This window comes from Methylobacterium soli (assembly GCF_008806385.1).
Taxonomy (GTDB): domain Bacteria; phylum Pseudomonadota; class Alphaproteobacteria; order Rhizobiales; family Beijerinckiaceae; genus Methylobacterium; species Methylobacterium soli.
Genome location: NZ_VZZK01000015.1, coordinates 59,490 through 82,752, shown reverse-complemented (window position 1 = coordinate 82,752; position 23,263 = coordinate 59,490). Strand labels below are relative to the sequence as shown.

The following is a 23,263-nucleotide window of genomic DNA, read 5'->3' as shown; positions in this document are numbered from 1 at the left end:
GCGGACAGCCTCTCCGTCTGCCCGGGCGCGCTCGCTGGGCGCTTGCGATCCTTCCCGGCAGGCCTTGTCGAGAAGCCTTGCCGGCGGACCTTGCCGCCTGATTCGCCGGGCCGCGCCCGGATGGGCCCCGCGAGGGTGCCGGAGGCCGCGATGGCCATACCGCACACCAGCGAAATCTGGCATGCCAGATACCAAGTGTCAAATCTCGAATTTGTCACTCGTGGTGGAAACGTCGCATCGGCCGCCCAGGCCGCACCCGAGATTCCGCCGGGATCCGGGCCTCACGCCACGCCGGCGGAAGGATTTTGGGCGGTCCCGACATGGAAACGGCGGCGGATCCGCTCGGATCCGCCGCCGTTGCGGGGTGGCCGTTCCCGCAAGGGAGCGGCCGAGTCGAGGTCAGGCGGCCCGGATTGGGCGCGGATCGAGCACGATGCCGTCGGGATCGGCCGCGAGGTAGCGCGCGCGCAGGGGCTTCAGCACGAACAAGGCGAGCATCGCCGCCACCGCGTTGAGGCCGATCACCATGGCGAACACCGCTGACCAGCCATAGGCCGTGGAGACGAGGCTCGCGAAGGGCACCAGGAACGAGGCGGTGCCCTTGGCGGTGTAGAGCATGCCCGCATTGGTGGCTGCGTATTTCGACCCGAAGGTGTCGCCGCAGGTCGCCGGGAACAGCGAGTAGATCTCGCCGAACACGCCGAAATACAGGGCCGTGGCCAGGATGAAGACGATCGGGTTGTGACCGTTCGAGAGCAGCAGGATCACCGCGAGCGCCGCGATGCTGAAGGCGATGAACATCGTGTTCTCGCGGCCGATATTGTCGGAGACGTAGCCGAAGAAGGGGCGTCCGAACCCGTCGAAGATGCGGTCGAGGGAAATCGCGAAGGTGAGCGCCGCCATCTGGAAGCCCAGCATGCTGACGGGCACGTCCGCGACCTTGAAGTCGTGGGCGATCGGTCCGATCTGGGCCGCCGCCATCAGGCCGCCGGCGGCCACCATCACGAACATGGCGTACATCACCCAGAAGACCGGGGTGCGCACGGCCTCGCGGGGCGAGCGGTCGAACTGGGCCTGGGGCAGGCGCAGGGTCTTGCGCTGCACCGGTGACGTCGCCGAAGGCTTGCGCAGGAAGAAGGACAGCAGGATCACGACGCCGCCCTGGATCAGCCCGAAGGTCAGGAAGGCCGTCTGGTAGCCGCTCGCGGCGATCATCTTGGCGATCGGCACCACGGTGAGCGCCGCGCCGGCGCCGAAGCCCGCTGCGGTCGCGCCGGCGGCCAACCCGCGGCGATGCGGGAACCATTTCAGCGCGTTGCCGACGCAGGTTCCGTAGACCGAGCCCGCCCCGATGCCGCCGATCACCGCCGCGAGGTAAAGGAGCGGCAGCGACGACGCGTAGGCGTCGAGGACCCAGGCCAGACCGATCATGACGCCGCCGAAGCAGACCACGATGCGCGGACCGTAGCGGTCGACGAACCACGCCTCGATCGGAACGAGCCAGGTTTCGGTGGCGACGAAGAAGGTGAAGGCCAATTGGATGGCCGCGCGGCCCCAATGGTACTGGGCATCGATCGGATCGACGAAGAGCGTCCATCCGTATTGCAGATTGGCGATCATCGCCATGCAGAGCACGCCGAGGGCGAGCTGGCGCCACTTTGCGGACGGTGGATCCTGACGTTCCATCCCTGATTCCTTTTTGGGCGACCCGGGGGCCGTTCCCGCCAGGATGGAACAATCGATTCTGGTATGCAATATTCCAAACACGGATCTGGGGCGTTTTTAATCCCCTGCCTCCGCAAAAAAATTCGTGGCAGGGATTGGCGCCCCTTCGGGCACCCCGCCCCCGCGCCCGTCCAGGCCGCCCACCCCTCGGATCCGGATCCATGAACATTCCCGCCGCCCTGGTCCTGCAGAGTGTGCCTTTCGCCGGTCTCGCCATCGCCCAGACCGAGCGCGGTCGCGACGAGCTCACCCTCCTGCTGATCGTCGCCCTCGGCCTGCTCGGCTCGCTGGCCGTGTTCTATCCCGACGGGTCAGAGGCCTCGCGCCTCGTCCTCGATACGATCAGCCGGGCATACCAGAACTGAGCGCCGCCGGCCGCGCCGGGCATTTGGCTGAGGCGCGATCAGCGAGTCTTGCCGGGAGAACAGGCCTTGGCAGGCCGGCATCTACGGTCCATCCTCCCCGCAAGAGCCGATGAGACCGGCCGAGACTTGGAGGTTCGCCCATGCTGGCCAGCAGTCGTCTGGTAAAATCCGCCTGGATCGCGGTCGAGGTGACCCGGGAACGCGCCGAGCGCGTCCTCGTGGTCGAGACCTATATCGCGGTCAGTCCCCTCGAGCAGAATTACGATGCGGGTCAGTACGAGAAGGTGGTCGCCTGCGTCCGCCATGTCCTCGAGAAGAACCCTGACATCGACCGTGCCTCGATCCTGAGCATGCACCGCAGTTCCGGCTGCGCCAGCCTGTTCCGGGCCGAGCCGGCCGCCGCCTGAGCCGGGCCGCCGCACCTCTCCGGGGCGCGGGGATCGCGGCACGCTTCACGCATGGGTGAGAGCCGATGCCGGTGACGAGCGCGACGACGGAGCGCGAGACCTCCGAACTCGGTCCCTGGCGACCGGGGATCGAATCCGCGCTGCCGCGCGCCTTCATGCCGCTCGCCACGATGTATCGGCCCGAGAACGTCGCGACTCGCCTGGAGGACGCCCTCGAGCTCAGCGGCTTCTCCGGCCTGCCCCTGCAGGAGCTCGTCGCCTTCCGGCCGGAGCGCCTCGTGGTGCACGAGCTCTTGATCCGCGTGATGGCGGATCTCTCGGTGCCGGTCGGCGAGAAATACGCCGATCTCGGCGTCAATTTCCGCCGCATCGTCGCGACGATCCTGTCGGATTTCGTCACCCCGCACGCGGCCGAGATCAGCCGCAACTTCGAGGCCGTGCGGGCTGAGGCGGAGGCGCTCCTCGCGCGCGAGATCGCCGGCATCCTGTCGCCGGACCCGGCCCCGGAGGCCGAGGCGGTCCCGTCCTGGCGTTCCTGGCTCGGCCTGGGCGCCCGGGCCCCGGCGCCCGCCCCGACGCGGCCCGAGAGCCCGGAGGAGCGCGCGCTCCGCCGGATCGCGGCGTGGCGCGCGCGGGAATCCGGCCAGGAGGATAGCCTCGCCGCCGCGGCCTCGTCCGCCCTGCAGCGGGTGGTCTCGACGATCATCCGCCACCGCGGCAAGCTCATCGGCGATGCCGCGCTGCTCCGCTCGCTCGCCTGCACCCTCGCCACCAACGATCACGGCAGCCGGCAGATCGGGCGCCTGATCGAGCCCTGGTTCCACGAGGCCGTCGCCCGCGAGGGCTACCACACGGTGACGGCCCAGGAGCACCCGATCGTCATGAACGTGAAGGGGGCCTCCGCCTCGGGCAAGAGCACGATGCGGCCGCTGCAGCGGGCGCTCGCGGGGCGCATCGGCGTGCAATGGTCGGATTTCGCCGTGATCACTCCCGACATCTGGCGCAAATACCTGCTCGATTACGATTCCCTCGGGCCCGCGCGCCGCTACGCCGGCACCCTGACGGGCCACGAGGTCGAAATCGTCGACAAGAAGCTCGACCGCTACATGGCCCGCAAGGCCCGGGAGGGGCGGATGTCGCACCTTCTCATCGACCGCTTCCGCTTCGACAGCTTCAACGCCGATGCCAGCAGCGAGGATGGCAGCCAGCTCCTCACCCGGTTCGGGCACCTCGTCTTCATGCTGTTCATGATCACGCCCCCGGACGCCACGGTGGAGCGGGCCTGGAAACGCGGCGAGCAGTTCGGCCGTTACAAGGCGGTCGACGACCTGCTGGCGCACAATGTCGAGGCCTATACGGGCATGCCGCGCCTGTTCTTCACCTGGGCGCTGAAGGCGGACAAGCGCGTCCATTACGAGTTCCTGGACAACAGCGTGCCCGAGGGCGAGCGCCCGCGCACCGTGGCCTTCGGGGTCAACGGCGTGATGACGATCCTCGACCTCAAGTTCCTCCTCGATGTCGACCGCTTCCGGAAGATCAACATCGACGCGGACGGTCCCGAGGCGGTCTATCCCGATGCGAACCAGATGGCGCCGGAGCGCAACACCGATTTCCTGCGCCAATGCGCCCGCCGGATGGCGACGATTCGCTTCGCCGAGCATGGCAGCGGCCGGGTCTATGCCAGCCTCGACCGGGGCCGCCTGACCTGCCGCGACGGGACGGCCTATGCGCGGGCGCTGGCGGACCCGGACATGCGGGCGGCCTTCGCGGCGATCGGCGGGGACCGCCTCGGCGAGGAGGCGCTGCCGACCGCGCCCTCCGAGATCATCAACCGCGACGAGACCGAGACCCTGGGCGCCTGGGGCGACCGCGCCTGACGCGCGCAGGATTCGCGACGAGTTCTTACGATCTGGGCCAAGTGCTCATGATTTGCGCCAAGCCTGGAACTGCGCCCACTTGGCCTCGATCCAGCGCGCCGCCTTCTCCATCGGCACCTTCAGGGCGGGCACGTCCTGGGCCAGGAGGGCGAGGCCGAGGGGCAGCATCCACAGGCCGAGCACCGGCAGGATCGAGAAGATGCCGCCGAGGATCAGCAGCACGGCCGCGATGAGGCGGATCCACAGCCGGGACGGCTCGCGCAGCCAGTCGACGGCCTTGCGCAGGCTGTCCGGCATCTTCTTCGACAGGCGCGTGACGCGCGCATCCCAGTCTGCGGCGGTGACGGTCATCGGATCTCCGAAGTCTCAGGCGCGGTGGCTCACAGGCCGGGGAACGCGCGGGACCCCGGGAGGGCTCCGTTTCTCGTCGGAGCGCCCGACCTCGCGAGGCGCGAGACGCCCCTGTCTGGCGTCGGAGCGCCCGACCTCGCGAGGCGCGAGACGCCCCTGTCTGGCGTCGGAGCGCTCGACCTCGTATGAGGCCCCGCGAAGGTCCGCGTCGCCGGACCCCTCGGAGGACCCATGCCTCGCTCGTTCCTACCCCTTGCCGGAGCCGTGCTGATCGCCATGACCGCTAGCGCCAACGCCGCCGACTACGTCACCCTGCCGTCGGGCCTCAAGTACAAGGACGAGGTGGTGGGCACCGGCCCCGAGCCGAAGGCCGGCCAGAAGGTGACCGTGCAATACACGGGCTGGCTCGACGAGAACGGCCAGAAGGGCAAGAAATTCGATTCCTCGCGCGACCGCAACCAGCCCTTCACCTTCACCATCGGGGCGGGCCAGGTGATCCAGGGCTGGGATGTCGGCGTCGCCACCATGAAGACGGGCGGCAAGCGCACCCTCGTGATCCCGGCCGAACTCGGCTACGGTTCGCGCGGGGCCGGCGGCCTGATCCCGCCCGGCGCCACGCTGATCTTCGACGTCGAGCTGCTCGGCGCCAAGTAGGCGCCGAATCCGAGCGCACACGGTCCCGGCGGGGGCGCACCATGCTCTTCACGCACCTCGCCGACGACCTGTTCCGGCCGCTCGCCTCCCCGAGCCGGGCCTTCAACGCGGCGCTCCTCCTCCACCTGCATCGGCGGGTTATGGGCGCCTCGGTGGAGCCGATCCGCAAGGGCGAGCTGCTTGCCGCGATCGGCGATTTCGCCGCCGGCTGGACCCTCGGGCAGATCGCCGACGACGAGGCGATCCCGGTCGATCCGGTCGAGCGGCGCTCCGCCCTCTACCGGCGCTTCACCGAATCCGGCTGGCTCGTCGAGCGGCGCGAGCGCTACGTGCCGGTGGTCGATTTCGACCCGGAGGCGCGCCTCCTCCTCGAGGAATTGTCGCGGATCGAGCGCGGGGAGACCCGCTCCTACGGGGGCGCCGTCCTCGACGTGCTGGGGAGCCTGGAGAGCGCCGTCGCCAATCCGGGTGAGCGCTCGGAAGCGCTCTCGAACGCCGCCAAGGCGGCGCACACCTTCCTGGGTCATGTCCGCTCGCTTGCGGGCTCGATGCGCAAGATCGAGGAGCGCATCCTGCGCGAGGACGACCTGCGCGCGGCCTTCCGCCTCTATTTCGAGGATTTCGTCGAGCGCCACCTGATCAGCGACTACCGGACGCTGCACACCCGGTTCAACCCGTTCCGCTTCCGCTCGGCGATCGTGCGCGAGGCAGGCCAGGCCCTGCGCGATTCCCTGCTGATCCGCGCCCTCGCCGATTCCCTGCTGCGCGAGGGGCGGGCCCCGGACCTCGCCGCCGCCGAGCGGGCGGTGCGCCTCGACCTCGCCGAGATCCTGGCGGTCTTCGAGGGCCTCGACCGGCATCTCGAAGTGGTCGACGACATCGTGGCCCGGATGGAGCGGCGCATCGCGGCGGCGGTGCGCTACATGGACCGGCCGGATTCCCTCGGGATCGAGCGCACTGCCGCCGCACTCCGGGCGGTCGGCGCCGCGCCGGAGCCGCCGGACCTGCCCGCCGGGCTCTCGCTCCTGCGCCCGCCCATCGGGGAGGCGCATCTCTACGGGCCGCGCCAGCGCAGAGCCCCGGTCACCGTCGAGGCGATGCCCGAGCTTGTCCTCGATCCGGCGATCGAGGCCTTCGTCAACGCCAAGGCCGAGTTCCGCCGCCGCACCACCGTGACGCCGGAGACGATCGTGGCCTTCCTCGAAGTCAAGCTCGGGCGCGCGCCCGCGATCCGGGGCTCGGACATCCCCGTGGCCGATGTCGACGAGTTCGTGATCTTCCAGCGCCTGCGCGAGATCGACGTCCTGTTCGACGGGCATCTGATGGAGCGCTACGCCCTGTCGCGCGCCGAGGGCCGGGTCTCGAACGGGTGGCTCGAATGCCCGGATTTCACCGTGGAGCGCCGCGGAACCGGACCCGAGACCAAGACCAAGCCTACGTCTAAGACCAAGACCAAGACCGGTACCCCGGCGGCGCCCCATGCTTGAGGCCTTTCGCGCCATCGTGGACGGTGACGAGCCCGCACCCCCGGGGGCGCGGGCGCCGGACGCGGAGGAGCTTTCCCGCGCGCTTCAGGTCCTGTTGAAGACGCAGGTGGTCTACACCGACACGCCGGGCATCGGCCGGTCCTACGAGCTCGCCCGCCACTACGCGCCGTTCTTCCGCGACTACTTCGCCTGCCTCGGCTACGATTTCGAGGTTTCGCACCGGGACCAGATGGTCTGCCTGCGGCTGCCGCCCGCGGGCGTGCGCCACGACATGGCCTCCGAGCGCCTGCGCAAGGACGAGACCCTGGTGCTGCTGGCGCTCCGCCTCGCCTACGAGGAGGGTTTGCGCGATCATCAGGTCACCACCGACGGCTTCGTCGAGTGCACCACCGACGACGTCGCCGACCGCATCCGCACCGCTGCCCGCAGCGAGCCGCCCGAGGAGGCGCGCCTCCTCGAATGCCTGCGTCTGTTCGCCCGCCGCGGCGCCCTGCGGCTCGGCGAGCGCGACCGCACCGAGCGCATCACCCCGCTCACGATCCTTCCGGGCGTCGCGGTGATCGCCCCCGACGCCTGGATCGAGGCGATCCGGGCCTGGTCGGAGGCGGGGGAGGACGCGGGCAGGTCGGGTCCCGGCGCCGGGGAGGGGTGAGGAATGGCGCTCCACCGTGTCCCCGCCGCCCTTGTGCCGTCGGGAATCTCCGGCCAACTGGGCGCCCGTCCCTCTGCCCGTCCCTCTGCCCGTCCCTCTGCCCGTCCCTCTGCCCGTCCCTCTGCCCGTCCCTCTGCCCGCCCGCGCGGCCGGATCACCCGGTTTGTACCTTCTCACCGACATCGCCCTCTCGAACTGGTACCTCATCCGGCGTGAGCAGATCCGGATCCGGGGCGCGGCGGCGCTCGTCGGGCCGACAGGGGCGGGCAAGTCGACGATCTTCGACGCGGTCGGCACGGTGCTGGCCGGCAACAATGCGAGCCGGCTTGCCCTCAACGCCTCCGCCTCGGGCCGCAGTGCCCGCACGGTGCGCGATTACTGCCTCGGCTGGATCAGCGACCCGGCAGAGGGTGGGCGCCCGACCCGGGAATCCTGCGAGACGGTGATCGGCCTCGTCTTCGAGAACGAGGTGACGGGGCGCATTGTCTCCTTCGGCCTGGCGCTCGCCGCGCGCGCCGACGAGCCGAAGGAGGAGGTGCTGTCGCGCTTCATCGCGACGGGGCACCGCTTCGAGATCGCGGATTACGCCCGCACCACGCCGGACGGCCACTTCACGGCCCCCTGGTCCGAGATCGCCGCGGACCTGCGCGCCCGCTCCGAGCGCTTCGAGGAGTTCCGCACCTCGGGCGAGCGCTTCACCGCCGAGGTTCTGGCCACCCTGCGCGAGGGCGCCCCGGTGCCCGATCCGCGCCATTTCCTGCGCACCTTCTCGAACGCCGTCGCGTTCAAGCCGATCTTCGATTCGAGCGCCTTCGTGCGCTCCTTCGTGCTCGATCCCGAGCCCCTCGATGTCGCCCGGGTGCGCCAATCCGTCGAGAACTGGCGGCGGCTCCTCGAGACCATCGAGGAGCTCGAGACGAAGCTGCAGCGCCTCGGCCGCCTCGTCGGCCGCTACGAATCCTGGGGCGACGGGGTTCTGGCCGCCGCGACCCACGAGGCGCGCGCCGCCTTCGCCGAGCTGCGGCGGCGCACTGTCGATCTCCTGGCGGTCCGGGGCCGCCTGCGCGAGGGCGGCGAGGCCCTGCGCATCGCCCGCGACAGCGTGCGCACCAGCCAGGGCTTCGTGCGCGAGATCGACGGCGAGATTGCCGAGCGCAAGGCCCTGGTGGCGGGCAGCGCCGCGGAGGGGCGCCTCGCCGCCTCGAATGCGGGCCTCGCCATGCTGGAGCGCGACCGGCGCGAGCTCTCCGCCCGCGTGGCCGATTGCGTCGGCCTCGTCCAGCAGATGGGCAGGCTCCACGCGGTCGCCGCCACGCTGCGGCAGGTGGCGCCCCAGGCGGCCCGGCTCGCCGAGGCCTGCGCCCGCGCCGGCCTGCGCAAGGAGGCGCCCCTCGACGAGACCCTGCGCCCGGACGGCGTGCTGGCGGGGCTCCTCGACGGGCTCGCGCGCCTGCCCGAATTCGACGAGGCGCTCGACCGCGCCGCCGAGGACGTGGCCCTGAAGGCCCGGGCCCAGGAGGTCGAGGCCGAGCGCTACGCCCCGGCGCCCGGGGGCGGAACCGCGACGGCGCGGCTCGCCTCCGACACGGTGGCGTTCCGGGCCGAGCTTGCCCGCCGCGGCATCGACGCGCGGCCGATCTGCGAACTCGCCGAGGTGGTCGATCCCCTCTGGGGGCCGGCCCTCGAGGCGCTGCTCGGCCGGGCGCGCGAGGCGCTCGTCGTCTCGCCCGATCGGCTGGAGGAGGCGCTCGGCGTGCTCCAGGCCGGCCGCAACCAGTACCACCGCTGCATCCTGGTGAAGACCACGGACACGGCGCGCCACCGGGCCCGCCGCTACGACGACGGCGCCATGTCGGTGGTCGAGACGCGCGATCCCCATGCCGAGGCCTTCCTGGGCGTGCGCCTCGGCGGCTACGACCTCGCGGCCAACGATGCGCAGCTCACCCAGATGAGCCGCGCCGTGGCGCCGAGCGGGCGCACCACCGCCGGCATGGCCTATTCGGTGACGCGCTCCGTCGACCTCCTGATGACCCGCGGCCAGCGCGGGCCCACCCCCGAGAGCCGGGCCAACCACGAGATCGCGGTGGCGGAGGCGCGCCGCCTACGGCAGGAGGCGGTCGTCCTGCGCGAGGCCGCCCGCGCCGCCGCGCAGATCCGCGCCCGCACCGCCCGGGGCGATCTCGACATCGATGCCCTGCGCGAGGAGGCGGACGGCCTCGAAGGGCGGCGCCGGACCCTGGCGACCGAGCGCGAGGCCATCGAGAAGCGCGACGCGGACGGGATCGCGGCCGAGATCAAGGCGCTCACCGGCGAGCGAACCGCCTATCTGCGCGAGCTCGCCGAGGTGCTGGAGCCGAAGCTCGATGCGCTGCTCAGCGAGGAGGCGCAGCTCCGGGCGCGGCTCGCCTCCGCCCGGGAGGCGGCCCGCGCGGCGCTGGTGGCGCGCCGTGGCGCGCTGCACCGCCTGCGCAGCGGCGACGCGCTCCGCATCCGCCTCGCCCGGGGCCAGGCCCTCGATCCCGGCGAGGTCGCGGGGGTGCGGGCGGACTTGCGGGGGCTCGAGGCCAAGGAGATCAGCGCCTTCGCGAGCGCCGAGCGCGGGGCGGCCCGGGAGGCCGGCGAGAGCGCGCGCTCGCACGGGCGCGCCGCCGAGCGCGACCTCGCCGAGTATTGCGCCCATTGGCGCATCGACAACCCGCTGGCCAAGGGCGACGTGCCGGCGACCTTCGGCTACACCTGGGCCAAGCGCGAGCACGAGGAGGTGGCGGGCCACGAGCTGCGCCGCTACCGCGCCCAGGCCGAGCGGGCCGAGGGCGAGATGCGGCGCCTGATGACCGAGGACCTGCTCACGCGCCTCGCCGACAAGTTCGAGCGGGTGCGCGCCCGCCTCGATGCCCTGAACGAGCGCCTGTCCTCCCAGACCTTCACGGGCCAGACCTACGCCTTCGAGGCGACCGTGGACCGCCGCTACGCCGCCGTGCACGCGCTGGCCACCGAGGTCGCCCGCTCGCCGGACGCGGCCCAGTCGGTGCTGCCCGCCTCCGGCGAGGGACCGATGGCGTCGGCGCTCGAGGAGATCTCGCAGCTCATCGCGGGCAGCGAGGACGCGGCCCGGCTCGCCGATTACCGCAATTACTTCGTCTACGAGATCGGCATGCGCGACCGGGCGGGCAACCGCACCACCATGTCGAGCCGAGCCCTGCGGGGATCGGGCGGCGAGGCGCAGGCGCCGTTCTACGTGGCGATCGCGGCCTCCCTGGCGAGCGCCTACTACCCCGGCGACCGGCCGGGCGACGAGAATCCGGGCCTCGGCCTCTGCCTCCTCGACGAGGCCTTCTCGAAGCTCGACGTGCGCAACTCGCAGGGGCTCGTCGACCTGTATCGGGCCTGGGGCCTGCAACTCCTGATCGCGGCCCCCGAGGACAAGCGCACCACCCTGACCGAGGTGATGGACACCATCGTGACCGTCTACAAGAGCCCGGACCTGTCCTCCGTGCGGATCGAATCCGAGCATCCCCTCGAGGCCGCCAAGCGCGCGCTCGCGGCGATCAACCCGGAGCGCCGGGGCATCGAGGGCTATCGGGGGCGCGACGCGGCCGAGTGACCGCGTGTCGGTCCCGGGCGGGTCGGGAAAATAGGCACCGCCGGCTCAAGCGATCGGGGGAAAGTTCGACCGGCGGTGCCAGCCGGACGAGAGGGGGGTTGGCTCCTCCGGCGCTGTCATGGGTAGGGCGGGGCGGGGCGCTCGACATTCACATACGTGAAGAGGGCGACAGAAACCGGGTTTCCGGTACGCTCCGGCGATGGGGGAGGGGGCCGCGGGGCGGATCGCCCGTCGCGACGATGCCCTGGCGCCACCCTCAATGGAGCGTCGGCAAGCCGGGATTCCCGGTCCGGCGGCTGTCGAGGCTGTGGCCGGCGAGATCGGGATTGTCGAGGGACGCGAAGGAGAGGTGGAGGATCAGGCGGCGCTCGCCATCCTCCACCGCGAAGGCGCTGCGCGTCGTGGCGCCCGCGCGGCTCGTCTCCGCGATAAGGCGGCGGGCGAGGTCGGCGGCGTGCAGAAGCAGGTCGTCGAGGGTGCTGATCTCGACGCCCTCCTCGTCGCGGCAGAACCTGCGGCCGGTCTGGAGATGGAAGAAGTAGCGCGCCATGACGGTCTCCTCTCCGAGCCTCGCCGGAGAGCGACGTTAGGGCCGGCCAGGCGCGACGACCTTCACGTTGGCTAAGGCGGCGCGCCGGGGCAGCCGGACGGTGCGCTTCGCACGGCCGGCGCGTTCCGGCGACGCTTCAAGTATGTGAATGCGATCCGGCGCGGATTTCGAGAGCTTCGTGCCCGTCGGATCCGTTTCCTCGTCCGATAGGCTCCGTCGGCTGTACCTGCCCACACCTGCCGACGGAGCCGCCTTCGGCCCTGGCGCCTCGGGCGGTCCTGTCGGCCCGGGGACGGGCGGATCGCGGGTTCCAGGCGGGCTGCATCGGCTGCCGCGTTATCCCCGCAATCCTCGTCGGGCGCTCAGTTCAGGTAGGTGCGGATCCAGTTCGGGGAGAGGATCTCGCCCTCCTCGGTGATGATCCAGGGCTGCTTGGCGGGGTCCGTCAGCGCGCCGGCGGCGGCCGCGATCGCCTCGCGCAGGGTGTCGTAGCGCGCGGGCTGCGCCAGCGGAGAGCTCGCCGGCACGGTGCGCCAGATCGTCAGATCGGCGGGGCGTTCGAGAGCTTCGGTTTCCATCTCAAAATGTTCCTTCCGAACCATGTTCGTCCGCACGAGGCCGCCCAACCGGCCGAGAAGGCGGGCCAACCAGGGCGGGACGTTGCTTGCCTGTTAATGGAAGCATCACTGGGGCGGCTTTGCGATCATTCCGCGCACATTGCTGTGATTGGCCTGACTATTGACGCAAGTTGAACGCGTCGTGCTTCATGGTTTTGCCACAAAGCGCTCAGCGACCGCCCCGGAATGCTCCCTGTCCACTTGATGAAGATTGTGCACCCGAGGGGTGACCATTTCGTTAGCTTGACTGCCGCGGTGTAACGGTGCGCTGCCACACCTCGGCGTTCAGGCTTGATCAAGCGTTGAAGCCCGCAACCTGAACGCCCAGTTAAGGACGTCAGTCCCGGCTCGGGACGCGGGTGCCCTGTGGCTTGGCCGCCGCAGCGCGAAGGTGAGGAGTGTCCAGCCGTGCCGGATCGCTTCGCGCGCATCGCGCTGGCTGCGGTGCTCGTGCTCCTCGCGCTGTTCGTCGCCCAGCCCTACCTCACCGCCTTCCTGTTCTCCGTCGAGACGCCGCGGGCGATCACGGCGCGGGGCGACCTCGCGCCCGCCGAGGCGACCACGGTCGCGCTGTTCGAGCGGGCGAGCCCCTCGGTGGTCCACGTCTTCGCCCAGGCCGCCGCGCAGGGCCGCGCCCTGATGAGCCTCGACGACGAGGACGAGCAGGGCCAGGGACAGGGCAGCGGCACCCAGACCGGCACCGGCTTCGTCTGGGACGCGGCGGGCCACGTCGTCACGAACAACCACGTCGTCCAGGCCGCGACCCAGTCCGGCGGCTCGATCTCGGTGCGGCTCTCGTCGGGCGAGGTGGTCTCCGCCCGCGTCGTCGGGACGGCGCCCGCCTACGATCTCGCGGTGCTGCAGCTCGGGCGCCTCACCAAGGCACCGCCGCCGCTCGCCATCGGCACCTCCGCCGACCTCAAGGTCGGGCAGGCCGCCTACGCCATCGGCAATCCCTTCGGCCTCGACCACACCCTGACCACTGGGGTGATCAGCGCGCTGCAGCGCCGCCTGCCGACGGGGGAGGGGCGGGAGCTCTCCGGCGTCATCCAGACCGACGCGGCGATCAATCCCGGCAATTCCGGCGGGCCCCTGCTGGATTCCGCCGGGCGCCTGATCGGCGTCAACACCGCGATCTTCTCGCCCTCCGGGGCGAGCGCCGGCATCGGCTTCGCGGTCCCGGCGGACGTGGTGAACCGGGTGGTGCCCGACCTCCTGCGCAACGGGCGCGTCCGCAATCCCGGCATCGGCATCATCGCCGGCCAGGAGGCCACCGCCGCGCGCCTCGGCATCGACGGGGTCGTGGTGCTGCGGGTCCTGCGCGGCTCGCCCGCAGCCCAGGCGGGCCTGCGCGGCGTCGACCTGCAGACAGGCGAGGTCGGGGATGTCATCGTGGGCGTCGGCGATCATCCGGTGCACCGGCTGGCCGACCTGACGGCGGCGATCGAGGCGGCGGGGATCGACAAGCCGATCGACCTCACCGTCGAGCGCGGCGGACGCACCCGCACCGTGCGGGTGACGACGACGGATGTCGCGGAGAACCGCCTGTGAGAGCCCTGAACCCGATGGCGGCGCTCCTCGCATCCGTCCCGGTCCTCGTTCCGATCCTTGCTTCTCCCGCGGCCCGGGCCGGCGAGCGTCCGGCGCCCGCGCGCCTCTGCCCGGAGGATGCGCCGGAGGGCGTGCGCCTGCCGTCCCGGCCGGGCTGCGGACGCTCCGTCCCCGGCGCCGCAGCGGCCGACGGGTTCCGCGACCTCGGCAACGGGGTGAAGCTGCGCATCGGCGGCCGGGTCTCGGCCGATTACGGCGTGCGGCGCTGAGCATGGCCCTCGCGCTCGGCCTGCTCGCCTGCCTCGGCCTGTGGTGGTTCTCCAAGAACCGCGCTCGGTTCGGCCCGGCCCTGACCGCGGGGCTCCTGCGCCGCGTCGCGGCCTGGGGCGTCATCGCCCTCGCGGCCCTGTTCCTGGTGCGCGGGCGCATCGACCTCGCGCTGATCCTCGGGCTCGGCGGCGTCTGGCTCCTCGAAGGGCCGGAGAATCTCGGCCGGCGCCTGCGCGGCGTCGTCCGGGGGCGGGGCCTCGGCGGTCTCACCGGCCTCGGGCCCGGGCTGGGATCGGGCCTGCGCGGCCTGGCCGAGCGGCTGCGCCCGGTCCGCCGGCCGCGGCGCTCCGCCGTGATCGAGCTCGCGATCGGCCCCGATGGCAGCCTCGGCCCGGGCTATGTCCGCGCCGGTCCGCTGGCGGGGCAGCCCCTCGACCAACTCGCGCCGGCGGTGCTGCGGGATCTCCTCGGCCTCTGCCGCCGGAGCGATCCCGAGGGCGCGCGCCTCCTAGAGGCGTATCTCGACGGCCGGCACCCCGGCTGGCGTGTAGACGCTCAGCGCGATGCCGACGCGCGGGCGCGCCGCCCGGCGGATCCAGGGGCGATGACGCAGGATGAGGCTTATGAGGTCCTGGGGCTTCAGCGCGGGGCGTCCCCAGAGGAGATCCGCGCGGCCCATCGGGCGCTGATGAAGCGGCTTCACCCCGACCAGGGCGGAACCGCCGAGCGGGCCGCGCGCGTCAACGCGGCGCGGGACAGACTGACGAACCGACATCGCTGATACTCCACGCGCGTTGCCAGACATTGCGGTGACGCCCGACGCCGCTCCTGGACCCCGCGCGGCATCGTTTCGAGCCGGCGCGAGCGCCGGTCCACGCCGGGGCCGGGTTCTCACCCCGGGCCTGCGGCGATCTCCGCGGGGAACACGGCCGAACGGGCCGCCCCCGAACCCTCTCGAAGGCCGCTCAGCTGCGGGTGGCGAAGCAGTTGAAGCCGCTGCGCTTCAGCGCCTTGCAGGCGTCCTGGGCCGAATCCTGCTCGGAGAAGCCGGAGAAACGGGCCCGGAACAGGGTGGCGCCCCCGTGCTCGACCTTGACGGTGTAGGGCGCCGCCTTGGCGAGGGCGGAGCCGCTGCGGCTGCGGGCCTCGGAGAGCATCGATTTCGCCTTGTCCTCGTCGTCCATGGCGCCGAGCTGGATCACCCAGGGCGTGGGCACGACGCGGGGGCCGGACAGGGCCTTGGGCGTCTCCGCCCGGGCTTGGCCGCCATCGACGGAGGCGAGGCGTGCCTCGGACTTGGCCGAACCCGGGAAGGGCGCCTGGGCGCTGCCCGAGCCCGCATAGGCCTGGGCCGCCTTCGGGAGGGCCTGCGGGCCGGACTTCCAGCCCATGCCGGCGCTGCCCGGCGTGGTGGTGGCGCGGTTCGGGGTGATGTCGAGGGGCTGGTTGCGGTCGGTCGAGGCGGTGGTCTCGATCTCGTCGTCCTCCGCCGAGGCGACCTGCGTGCGGGTCCGGGACACGGCGTCGGCCACGACCGCCGGGCGGGTGCGCTCGGCGATCTCCGTGGCCGGCGGGGCCTGCCGGGCACCCGCATAGGCGCGGGGCAGGCTCGCCCGCACGAGGTCGGCCATGATCCGGTCGCGGCTCGCGCCCGACTTGCCGCCGAGCACGATGGCGACGATCTGCCGGTCGTCCGACCGCGCCGCCGTCATCAGGTTGAAGCCCGAATCGCGGGTGTAGCCGGTCTTGATGCCGTCCACGCCCTCGACCCGCCCGAGCAGGTGGTTGTGATTGCCGATGACCCGGCCGCGGAAGGCGAAGGAGCGGGTCTGGAAATAGCGGTAATAGCGCGGGAACCGGTCCTGGATGGCGCGGGCCAGGATCGTGAGGTCGCGCGCGGTCGTCACCTGATCCGCGTCCGGGAGGCCGGAGGCGTTGGCGTAGTTGGTCCGGCTCATGCCCAGGGCGTGGGCCTTGGCGGTCATGAGCTGCGCGAAGCGCTCCTCGGAACCCGCGATGTTCTCGCCGATGGCGCAGGCCACGTCGTTGGCCGACTTCGTCACGATCGCCTTGATGGCGTCCTCGACCTCGATCGTGGAGCCCGGGCGCAGGCCGAGCTTCGAGGGCGACTGGGCGGCGGCGTGGGCCGAGATGGTCAGCTCGGAATCGAGGGCGAAGCGACCCTTCTCCATCTGCTCGAAGAGCATGTAGAGGGTCATCACCTTCGTGATCGAGGCCGGGTGGCGCAGCGAATCCTCGTTGACGGCGTGCAGGGTCTTGCCGGTCTTCACGTCGACGACCATCGCGGCGTAGGGCGGGTTGTAGCCGCCGCCCCGGGCCGGGCCGTGCGCGTGGCGCCGGCGGGCTTCGGCGGGCGAGGCGAGGGCCGTGAGCACCGCGGCTGCGGCGAGGGCCGCAGGCAACGCACGGGACGTCCCGGAGCGGCTCAAAACGCTACGCATCACGACTGACCGCCCCCGACCTTCCGGCATCGCCGGTTTGCATCGCACCATGTGCGCAAGGGCGGCACCCGACGCCGTGCCCTCGCAACGTCTGTCAATGACCGTAGGTGGATGCGGTTACGGGCAAGTTAATGGATTAAGGCCGTTTCGCGGCCTCATACCGCATTGCAACATAGACTTGACGGTAAATGTTGCAGTGCACATATTTCCCTGGCCGGCAGGTTCGACAGGCTCGGGCCGCAACCGGCGCCCTTGCAACTCCGACGCGGAAGGGGTGCCCCGACGGGGCGCCGGATGACCCTGATGAGCCACACCCTCGAGACCTCCGGGATCGCTCTTAAGACCGGGATGGACGCGCTGATGAAGAGCGTCGGCGCCGCCTCGAAGACGGCCCAGACCATCGGCATCGAGATGGTCGACTTCACCAAGCGCTCCTTCGAGGACAGCGTCGCGACGGCCGAGAAGCTGTCCAAGGCCGGCAGCCCCGGCAAGGCGTTCGAGATTCAGACCGCCTACCTGAAGGGCTCTTACGAGCGCTCCCTCGCCCAGGCCGCGACCTTGCGCGATCTCTACTTGGCCCTCGCCAAGGACCTGGCGCAGCCGTTCCAGAGCTTCGCGTCGCAGCAGGGCTTCGCGTCCAAGGTCGCCTGAGTCCAAGGTCGCCTGGGGCCAAGCCCGCTAGACCGCCCGGCTTTCGCCTGAGCGGCCAGGGGCTTGAACCCGCGCTTGAAGCCGCGGAGGCCGGCCCCCCGGCGGGGCGGCCACGGCCCCGCTCCGCACCGATCGGCGCGGAGTGACGGACAAGTGCGCGCAGCCGACTGGCGAAGTCGCGCCCCGCCCTATAGATTGCCATCGAAGCGAGCGCGCCTCGCCGGCGCGCCCCGCGAGCAGCCATGCCGCCAGATGGGGTCGGTTCGATTCAGATGTCTCACCTCCCGACGATGCGGGGGTCCGCGTTCCTGTCCGCCGGCCCTCGGCTCGGCTCAGAGCGGGTCCCGGTCGTCGCCGCCTCGGATCCGCGCGCACCGGGGGGCGACGACCGCTCGAACACCGCGATCATCACGCGCACGAAGCCGCGCACGAAGCGCCCGAGTCTCTACCGGGTGCTGCTGCTGAACGACGACTACACGCCGATGGAATTCGTGGTCCACGTCGTGGAACGGTTCTTCAACAAGAGCCAAGAGGATGCCTACCAGATCATGATGCACGTCCATCAGAACGGGGTGGGCGAGTGCGGGGTGTTCACCTACGAGGTCGCCGAGACCAAGGTGACGCAGGTCATGGACTTTGCCCGCAAACATCAACATCCTCTCCAGTGCGTTATGGAAAAGAAATAGGCACCCCAGACAGAGGGCAGCGCTTTGCCAAGCTTCTCACGTAGCCTAGAACAAGCCCTCCACCGCGCCCTGGCGCTCGCCGGCGAGCGCCGGCACGAATACGCGACGCTGGAGCACCTGCTCCTCGCCCTCGTGGACGACCAGGACGCGGCCGCCGTGATGCGGGCCTGCAACGTCGAGATCGACGCGCTCAAGCGCAGCCTCGTCGAGTATGTCGACACCGAACTCTCGAACCTCACCGGCGACGGACGCCAGGACGCCAAGCCCACGGCCGGCTTCCAGCGGGTGATCCAGCGCGCGGTCATCCACGTCCAGTCGTCCGGCCGCGAGGAGGTGACCGGGGCGAACGTGCTGGTGGCGATCTTCGCCGAGCGCGAGAGCCACGCCGCCTACTTCCTGCAGGAGCAGGACATGACCCGCTACGACGCGGTCAACTACATCAGCCACGGCATCGCCAAGCGCCCCGGCGCCTCCGAGGCGAAGCCCGTGCGGGGCGCCGACGAGGAAAGCTCCGGCGAGCGCCCGAGCAACGAGGATGGCGAGAGCCGCGCCAAGAAGAAGGGCGACGCCCTCGACGCCTATTGCGTCAACCTCAACAAGAAGGCCCGGGACGGCAAGATCGACCCGCTGATCGGGCGCGAGACGGAGGTGCAGCGCACGATCCAGGTGCTCTGCCGCCGCCAGAAGAACAACCCGCTCCTCGTCGGCGATCCGGGCGTCGGCAAGACCGCGATTGCGGAGGGCCTCGCCCGCAAGATCATCCAGCACGAGGTGCCGGAGGTTCTCGCCGACGCCACCGTCTTCTCCCTCGACATGGGCACGCTGCTCGCCGGAACCCGCTATCGCGGCGACTTCGAGGAGCGCCTCAAGCAGGTGATGAAGGAGATCGAGGCGCACCCGAACGCCATCATGTTCATCGACGAGATCCACACCGTGATCGGTGCGGGCGCCACCTCGGGCGGCGCGATGGACGCCTCGAACCTGCTCAAGCCCGCGCTCGCCTCCGGCACGCTGCGCTGCATCGGCTCGACCACCTACAAGGAGTACCGCCAGTACTTCGAGAAGGACCGGGCCCTGGTGCGCCGCTTCCAGAAGATCGACGTCAACGAGCCCTCGATCCCGGACGCGATCGAGATCGTGAAGGGCCTGCGCCCGTATTTCGAGGAGTTCCACAAGCTCAAATACACGACCGACGCCGTCAAGGCGGCCGTGGAGCTGTCCGCGCGCTACATCAACGACCGCAAGCTCCCCGATAAGGCGATCGACGTCATCGACGAGACCGGCGCCTCGCAGATGCTGGTGCCGGAGGCGCGCCGCAAGCGCACCATCGGCGTCAAGGAGATCGAGGCCACCATCGCCACGATGGCCCGCATCCCCCCGAAGACCGTCTCGAAGGACGACGCGGTGGTGCTCCAGCACCTCACCGAGAACCTGAAGCGGGTGGTCTACGGCCAGACCAACGCCATCGAGGCGCTGACCTCGGCGATCAAGCTCGCCCGGGCCGGGCTCCGCGACCCGGACAAGCCGATCGGCTCCTACCTGTTCGCGGGCCCGACCGGCGTCGGCAAGACCGAGGCCGCCAAGCAGCTCGCCGCATCGCTCGGCGTCGAGATGCTGCGCTTCGACATGTCGGAATACATGGAGCGCCACACGGTGAGCCGCCTGATCGGCGCGCCCCCCGGCTATGTCGGCTTCGACCAGGGCGGCCTGCTGACCGACGGCATCGACCAGCACCCGCATTGCGTGCTCCTCCTCGACGAGATCGAGAAGGCGCATCCGGACCTGTTCAACATCCTGTTGCAGGTGATGGACCACGGCAAGCTGACCGACCACAACGGCAAGCAGGTCGATTTCCGCAACGTCATCATCATCATGACGACGAATGCGGGCGCGTCCGATCTGGCGAAGGCGGCCTACGGCTTCACCCAGGCCAAGCGCACGGGCGACGATGTCGAGGCGATCAACCGGCTGTTCGCGCCGGAATTCCGCAACCGCCTCGACGCGATCATCTCGTTCGGCCACCTGCCGAAGGAGGTCGTCGCCAAGGTGGTCGACAAGTTCGTCCTCCAGCTCGAGGCGCAGCTCGCCGACCGCAACGTCACGATCGAGCTCTCGGACGAGGCCCGCGACTGGCTTGTCGAGCACGGCTACGACGACGCGATGGGCGCCCGCCCGATGGCCCGGCTGATCCAGTCGACCATCAAGACGCCGCTCGCCGACGAGGTCCTGTTCGGGCGCCTCAAGGATGGCGGCGCCGTGAAGGTGGTGGTGCGCAAGCCGGAGGACGCCGAGGCCAAGGCCGGCGAGAAGGACAGCCTCGCCTTCGAGTTCCCGGCAGGGCCCGTCACGCCCAAGCCCGAGAAGGACGTCACCAACGCGACCCGGAAGCACAAGCGCTCGAAGCCCCGCGCGACGACGCGCAAGAAGGCCCAGAAGGACGACAAGGGCGGCGGGTCCGGCGGTTCGGGCGGCGTGCGCACCGTGCCCAAGGTGCCGCTGGTCCGGGCGTAATCCGGTCAGGCGGGCCGCGGAGGCCCGCCGAGGCTTCTGTCTTTCGCGATCAGAGGGTAAGAGCGCGGCGCGCAGGTGCCGCGCGGGACGTTGAGGGGGCGACATGACGAGCGATTTGCATGAGGGCCCCCTCACGCCCGTATCCCGCCCGGCGCCGCCGCCGAAGCTGACGCGGCGGGAGGAGCGCCGCCGCCGCCGCAAGCGCCGTCGCCGCGGCGAGGAGATCCTGGCCTGGATCCTGGTCCCGGTGATCATCCTCGGCATCTACTGGGGCGTCAGCGCGGGCTTCGAGCTCCTGGGCACCTCGCCGGGGCAGGTCTGGGACCAGCTCATGCAGGTCAAGACCATGATGGAGAAGCGGAGCTGAACCCCGAGCCCGGAGCTTTCTTCGGGCGCGGGACTTGATCCTCCGCCCGCAGGCTCCGCGGGCCGAGCCGGTTTCCCCATGGTTCTCACCCGTCGCAGCCTTCTCGCCGGTGCCGCCCTCATGGCGGCGCCCGCCCTGCATGCCGCCCAACGCGACGGTCCGGTCGTGGTGGTCGGCGCCGGAGCGGCCGGTCTCGCGGCGGCCGAGGCCCTCCGGCAGGCGGGGCACGCCTTCACGCTGGTCGAGGCGCGCGGGCGCATCGGCGGACGGGCCTTCACGGATACGAGCCTCGGCGCCGATGCCGCCTTCGATGCGGGCGCGCAGTACATTCACTGGGCCGATCGCAACCCCTGGTCGGCGATCGCCGAGCGCGAGAAGGCCCGGATCGGCGAAGATTCCTCCTGGGCCCGCACCCTCGTCATCGACGGCCGGGCCGCCACCGAGGCCGAGCGCACCGCCCGCCGCGCGGGCTTCGGCACCCTCACGGCCCTGCTCGTCCCGGCGGGGGCCGACCGCTCCATCCGGGCGGCGGCGCAGATCGGCGGCGCGGGGGCCGAAGGGGCGGCCGCCAACCTCACCCGCCTGTCGCTCGGCGAGGAGCCCGAACGCGTCTCGCTGGCCGATTACGACCGGCTCTGGTCGGGCGAGGATCTCTGGGTCGACGGCTACGGGGCCCTCGTGGCGCGCCACCATGCCGGCCTGCCGGTGCAACTCGAGACCCGCGTCACCGGCATCGACTGGTCGGGCGCGGGCGTCACCGTCGAGACCGACCGAGGCCCCCTCGCGGGGGCGGCCGTGATCGTCACGGTGCCGGTGGGCGTGCTGGCGGGGGGCGCGATCCGCGTCACGCCCGGTTGGCCCGCCGAGACCGCGAGCGCTCTCGATGGCCTCGGCATGGGGGCTTACACCAAGATCGCGCTGCGCCTCGATCCGGCCCGCCTCGACCTGCGGTCGACGGGGGATGCCGTCTCGGTGGCGCGGCGGGACGGCCGGGATCTCACCCTGTATTTCGAGATGGCGCCCTTCGGGCGGCCCGTCGCCATCGCCAATCTCGGCGGCGACGGGGCGCGTGCGCTCTGCGAGGCGGGCGAGGCCGCGGCAATTGCCGAGGCGACGGACCGCCTCGCGGCGATCCTCGGCGCCGAGGCGCGCCGTGCCGTCACGGGCGGGCGCCTCGCCGGCTGGTGGACCGACCCGCTCGCCCGCGGCGGCTACGCGATCGCGAAGCCGGGCCGGGCGGAGGCCCGCCTCGCGCTCCGCCGCCCCATCGCCGACCGGGTCTTCCTCGCCGGCGAGGCCCTGGGCGAGGGGAGCGCCATGACGGTCGGCGGCGCCACCCTCGACGGCCAGCGCGCCGCCGCAGCGGTCCTGCGGGTCCTGGCGAGCTGAGGGGATCAGCCGCTCCCGCGCACCACCGCATTCTGAGATGGAGCGCGAGCGAGCGCCGTTGCCGGACCGGAGCGCCCCTCAGCCCGCCCGCGTCAGGGCATGCACCGAGAATAGCGCCTCCGGATCGGTCCACACCGTGCCGGCGCTCCAGCCGGCTTCGGCCGCGAGGCGGCGGAAGCCGTCGATCGTGTATTTGTAGCTGTTCTCGGTGTGGATCGTCTCGCCCTCCGCGAAGGCAAAGGCGCGTCCGCCCACCGTGACGGTCTGGGCGCGGGTGCTGACGAGGTGCATCTCGATGCGCGAGGCGGCGGCGTTGAACAGGGCCCGATGGCGGAAATGGGCGCGCTCGAAGGTCCCGGCGAGCTCGCGGTTGATCCGGGTCAGGAGGTTGAGGTTGAAGGCCGCCGTGATGCCCGCCGCGTCGTCGTAGGCCGCCTCCAGCACGGCCGGATCCTTCACGAGGTCGACGCCGACGATCAGGCTGGCGCCGGCCCCGAGTTCCTGCCCGAACTGCGCCAAGAGGCGCGCCGCCTCGGGCGGCTCGAAATTGCCGATGGTCGAGCCCGGGAAGAAGCCGGCGAAGCCGTCGCCGCCGAGATCCGCCGGCAGGGTGAAGGGCTGGGTGAAATCCGCCGCGACCGGCTCGACCCGCAATGTCGGCAAGTCGGCCCGCAGGGTCTCGGCCTCGCTGCGCAGAAAGCTCTCGGAGACGTCCACCGGCACGTAGGCGGCGAGGGCGGGCATATGGCGCAGCAGGCGCCGGACCTTGACGGTGGAACCGCTGCCGAATTCCACGAGGCTCGCGCGGGGCGGCAGCACCGCCGCGATCTCGGCGCCGCGCGCGTCCAGGATCCCGAGCTCAGTCCGGGTCGGATAATATTCGGGCAGCCGGGTGATGGCCTCGAACAGGTCCGAGCCGGCCGCGTCGTAGAAATACTTGGCGGCAAGCTGCTTCTGGGGCTTGCCGAGGCCCGCGATCACGTCCGCCAGGAAATCCCGATCGTCGGGCAGGCGGGTGAGCGGGGTCGCGTCCTCGAAGACGGGCTTGATGGTCACGGGCTCTCTCCGGGAACGCTGCGGCAGCGCG

The 23,263-nt window shown here is 71.2% G+C and carries 21 protein-coding genes; 15 read left to right on the top strand and 6 right to left on the bottom strand.

The genetic code is table 11. The annotated features are described in order from the left end of the window. Nucleotides 1-399 precede the first annotated feature (399 nt). Nucleotides 400-1,686, bottom strand: a complete 1,287-nt coding sequence (gene oxlT / locus F6X53_RS15725; protein WP_151001146.1) for an oxalate/formate MFS antiporter — start codon at nt 1,684-1,686, stop codon at nt 400-402. Between the two features lie 200 nt (nt 1,687-1,886). Between oxlT and F6X53_RS15720 the strand changes: the two genes are divergently transcribed. The 3 genes from F6X53_RS15720 (at nt 1,887) to F6X53_RS15710 (ending at nt 4,374) form a co-directional block, all read left to right on the top strand. Beyond that, the gene (locus F6X53_RS15720; protein WP_151001145.1) at nt 1,887-2,090 is read left to right on the top strand and encodes a hypothetical protein; all 204 of its coding nucleotides are present in this window, start codon (nt 1,887-1,889) and stop codon (nt 2,088-2,090) included. Nucleotides 2,091-2,230: 140 nt separating this feature from the next. Continuing rightward, nucleotides 2,231-2,497: a hypothetical protein gene (locus tag F6X53_RS15715; RefSeq protein ID WP_151001144.1), complete on the top strand. Its 267-nt coding sequence runs from the start codon at nt 2,231-2,233 to the stop codon at nt 2,495-2,497. Nucleotides 2,498-2,562: 65 nt separating this feature from the next. Further along, a complete protein-coding gene (locus F6X53_RS15710; RefSeq protein ID WP_151001143.1) occupies nt 2,563-4,374 on the top strand; it encodes a DEAD/DEAH box helicase family protein in 1,812 nt (603 codons plus the stop codon). A gap of 45 nt (nt 4,375-4,419) precedes the next feature. Here the strand turns inward: F6X53_RS15710 and F6X53_RS15705 are convergent, their stop codons facing one another. Continuing rightward, the gene (locus F6X53_RS15705) at nt 4,420-4,725 is read right to left on the bottom strand and encodes a hypothetical protein (RefSeq protein ID WP_151001142.1); all 306 of its coding nucleotides are present in this window, start codon (nt 4,723-4,725) and stop codon (nt 4,420-4,422) included. Nucleotides 4,726-4,956: 231 nt separating this feature from the next. Between F6X53_RS15705 and F6X53_RS15700 the strand changes: the two genes are divergently transcribed. The 4 genes from F6X53_RS15700 to F6X53_RS15685 all read left to right on the top strand — a co-directional run bounded on the left by F6X53_RS15700 (nt 4,957) and on the right by F6X53_RS15685 (nt 11,122). Continuing rightward, nucleotides 4,957-5,379, top strand: a complete 423-nt coding sequence (locus F6X53_RS15700; RefSeq protein WP_151001141.1) for an FKBP-type peptidyl-prolyl cis-trans isomerase — start codon at nt 4,957-4,959, stop codon at nt 5,377-5,379. Between the two features lie 41 nt (nt 5,380-5,420). Next, a complete protein-coding gene (locus tag F6X53_RS15695) occupies nt 5,421-6,866 on the top strand; it encodes a Wadjet anti-phage system protein JetA family protein (RefSeq protein ID WP_238296518.1) in 1,446 nt (481 codons plus the stop codon). Continuing rightward, complete coding sequence (locus F6X53_RS15690; protein ID WP_151001140.1) at nt 6,859-7,518, top strand: DUF4194 domain-containing protein; 660 nt, start codon at nt 6,859-6,861, stop codon at nt 7,516-7,518. Before F6X53_RS15695 ends, F6X53_RS15690 begins: the two co-directional genes overlap by 8 nt. Nucleotides 7,519-7,681: 163 nt before the next feature. Beyond that, nucleotides 7,682-11,122, top strand: coding sequence for an SbcC/MukB-like Walker B domain-containing protein (locus F6X53_RS15685; protein WP_151001139.1), 3,441 nt, complete (start codon nt 7,682-7,684; stop codon nt 11,120-11,122). A 256-nt stretch (nt 11,123-11,378) separates the two neighbouring features. Here F6X53_RS15685 and F6X53_RS15680 read toward each other — a convergent pair whose 3' ends face one another. Next, nucleotides 11,379-11,672, bottom strand: a complete 294-nt coding sequence (locus F6X53_RS15680; RefSeq protein WP_151001138.1) for a DUF6894 family protein — start codon at nt 11,670-11,672, stop codon at nt 11,379-11,381. A gap of 362 nt (nt 11,673-12,034) precedes the next feature. Continuing rightward, the gene (locus F6X53_RS15675) at nt 12,035-12,250 is read right to left on the bottom strand and encodes a hypothetical protein (protein ID WP_151001137.1); all 216 of its coding nucleotides are present in this window, start codon (nt 12,248-12,250) and stop codon (nt 12,035-12,037) included. A 447-nt stretch (nt 12,251-12,697) separates the two neighbouring features. Here F6X53_RS15675 and F6X53_RS15670 point away from each other — a divergent pair, with 447 nt between their 5' ends. Genes F6X53_RS15670 through F6X53_RS15660 form a run of 3 tightly spaced genes read left to right on the top strand, consistent with a single transcriptional unit; the run spans nt 12,698 to nt 14,891 of the window. After that, entirely contained in the window at nt 12,698-13,840 is a 1,143-nt protein-coding gene (locus F6X53_RS15670; protein ID WP_151001136.1) for a S1C family serine protease, read from the top strand. Further along, the gene (locus tag F6X53_RS15665; protein ID WP_238296516.1) at nt 13,837-14,109 is read left to right on the top strand and encodes a hypothetical protein; all 273 of its coding nucleotides are present in this window, start codon (nt 13,837-13,839) and stop codon (nt 14,107-14,109) included. The genes F6X53_RS15670 and F6X53_RS15665 overlap by 4 nt, the downstream gene beginning before the upstream one ends. 2 nt (nt 14,110-14,111) lie before the next feature. After that, complete coding sequence (locus tag F6X53_RS15660; protein WP_151001135.1) at nt 14,112-14,891, top strand: J domain-containing protein; 780 nt, start codon at nt 14,112-14,114, stop codon at nt 14,889-14,891. A 184-nt stretch (nt 14,892-15,075) separates the two neighbouring features. On the opposite strand, the gene F6X53_RS15655 is transcribed toward F6X53_RS15660, so the two are convergent. Continuing rightward, nucleotides 15,076-16,572, bottom strand: coding sequence for a D-alanyl-D-alanine carboxypeptidase (locus F6X53_RS15655; RefSeq protein ID WP_151001134.1), 1,497 nt, complete (start codon nt 16,570-16,572; stop codon nt 15,076-15,078). Between the two features lie 303 nt (nt 16,573-16,875). On the opposite strand from F6X53_RS15655, the gene F6X53_RS15650 reads away from it, so the two are divergent. The 5 genes from F6X53_RS15650 (at nt 16,876) to F6X53_RS15630 (ending at nt 22,176) form a co-directional block, all read left to right on the top strand. After that, a complete protein-coding gene (locus F6X53_RS15650; RefSeq protein WP_151001133.1) occupies nt 16,876-17,223 on the top strand; it encodes a phasin family protein in 348 nt (115 codons plus the stop codon). Between the two features lie 290 nt (nt 17,224-17,513). Then, complete coding sequence (gene clpS, locus F6X53_RS15645) at nt 17,514-17,909, top strand: ATP-dependent Clp protease adapter ClpS (RefSeq protein WP_151001200.1); 396 nt, start codon at nt 17,514-17,516, stop codon at nt 17,907-17,909. Between the two features lie 24 nt (nt 17,910-17,933). Further along, the gene (gene clpA, locus F6X53_RS15640) at nt 17,934-20,420 is read left to right on the top strand and encodes an ATP-dependent Clp protease ATP-binding subunit ClpA (RefSeq protein WP_151001132.1); all 2,487 of its coding nucleotides are present in this window, start codon (nt 17,934-17,936) and stop codon (nt 20,418-20,420) included. A 103-nt stretch (nt 20,421-20,523) separates the two neighbouring features. Next, complete coding sequence (locus F6X53_RS15635; protein WP_151001131.1) at nt 20,524-20,787, top strand: hypothetical protein; 264 nt, start codon at nt 20,524-20,526, stop codon at nt 20,785-20,787. 78 nt (nt 20,788-20,865) lie between these two features. After that, nucleotides 20,866-22,176 (top strand): flavin monoamine oxidase family protein, encoded by a 1,311-nt coding sequence (locus tag F6X53_RS15630; RefSeq protein ID WP_151001130.1) that lies wholly within the window; start codon nt 20,866-20,868, stop codon nt 22,174-22,176. Between the two features lie 78 nt (nt 22,177-22,254). Here F6X53_RS15630 and egtD read toward each other — a convergent pair whose 3' ends face one another. Beyond that, on the bottom strand, nt 22,255-23,232 hold the full coding sequence (egtD, locus tag F6X53_RS15625) for an L-histidine N(alpha)-methyltransferase (RefSeq protein WP_151001129.1): 978 nt from the start codon (nt 23,230-23,232) through the stop codon (nt 22,255-22,257). Nucleotides 23,233-23,263: the final 31 nt, after the last annotated feature.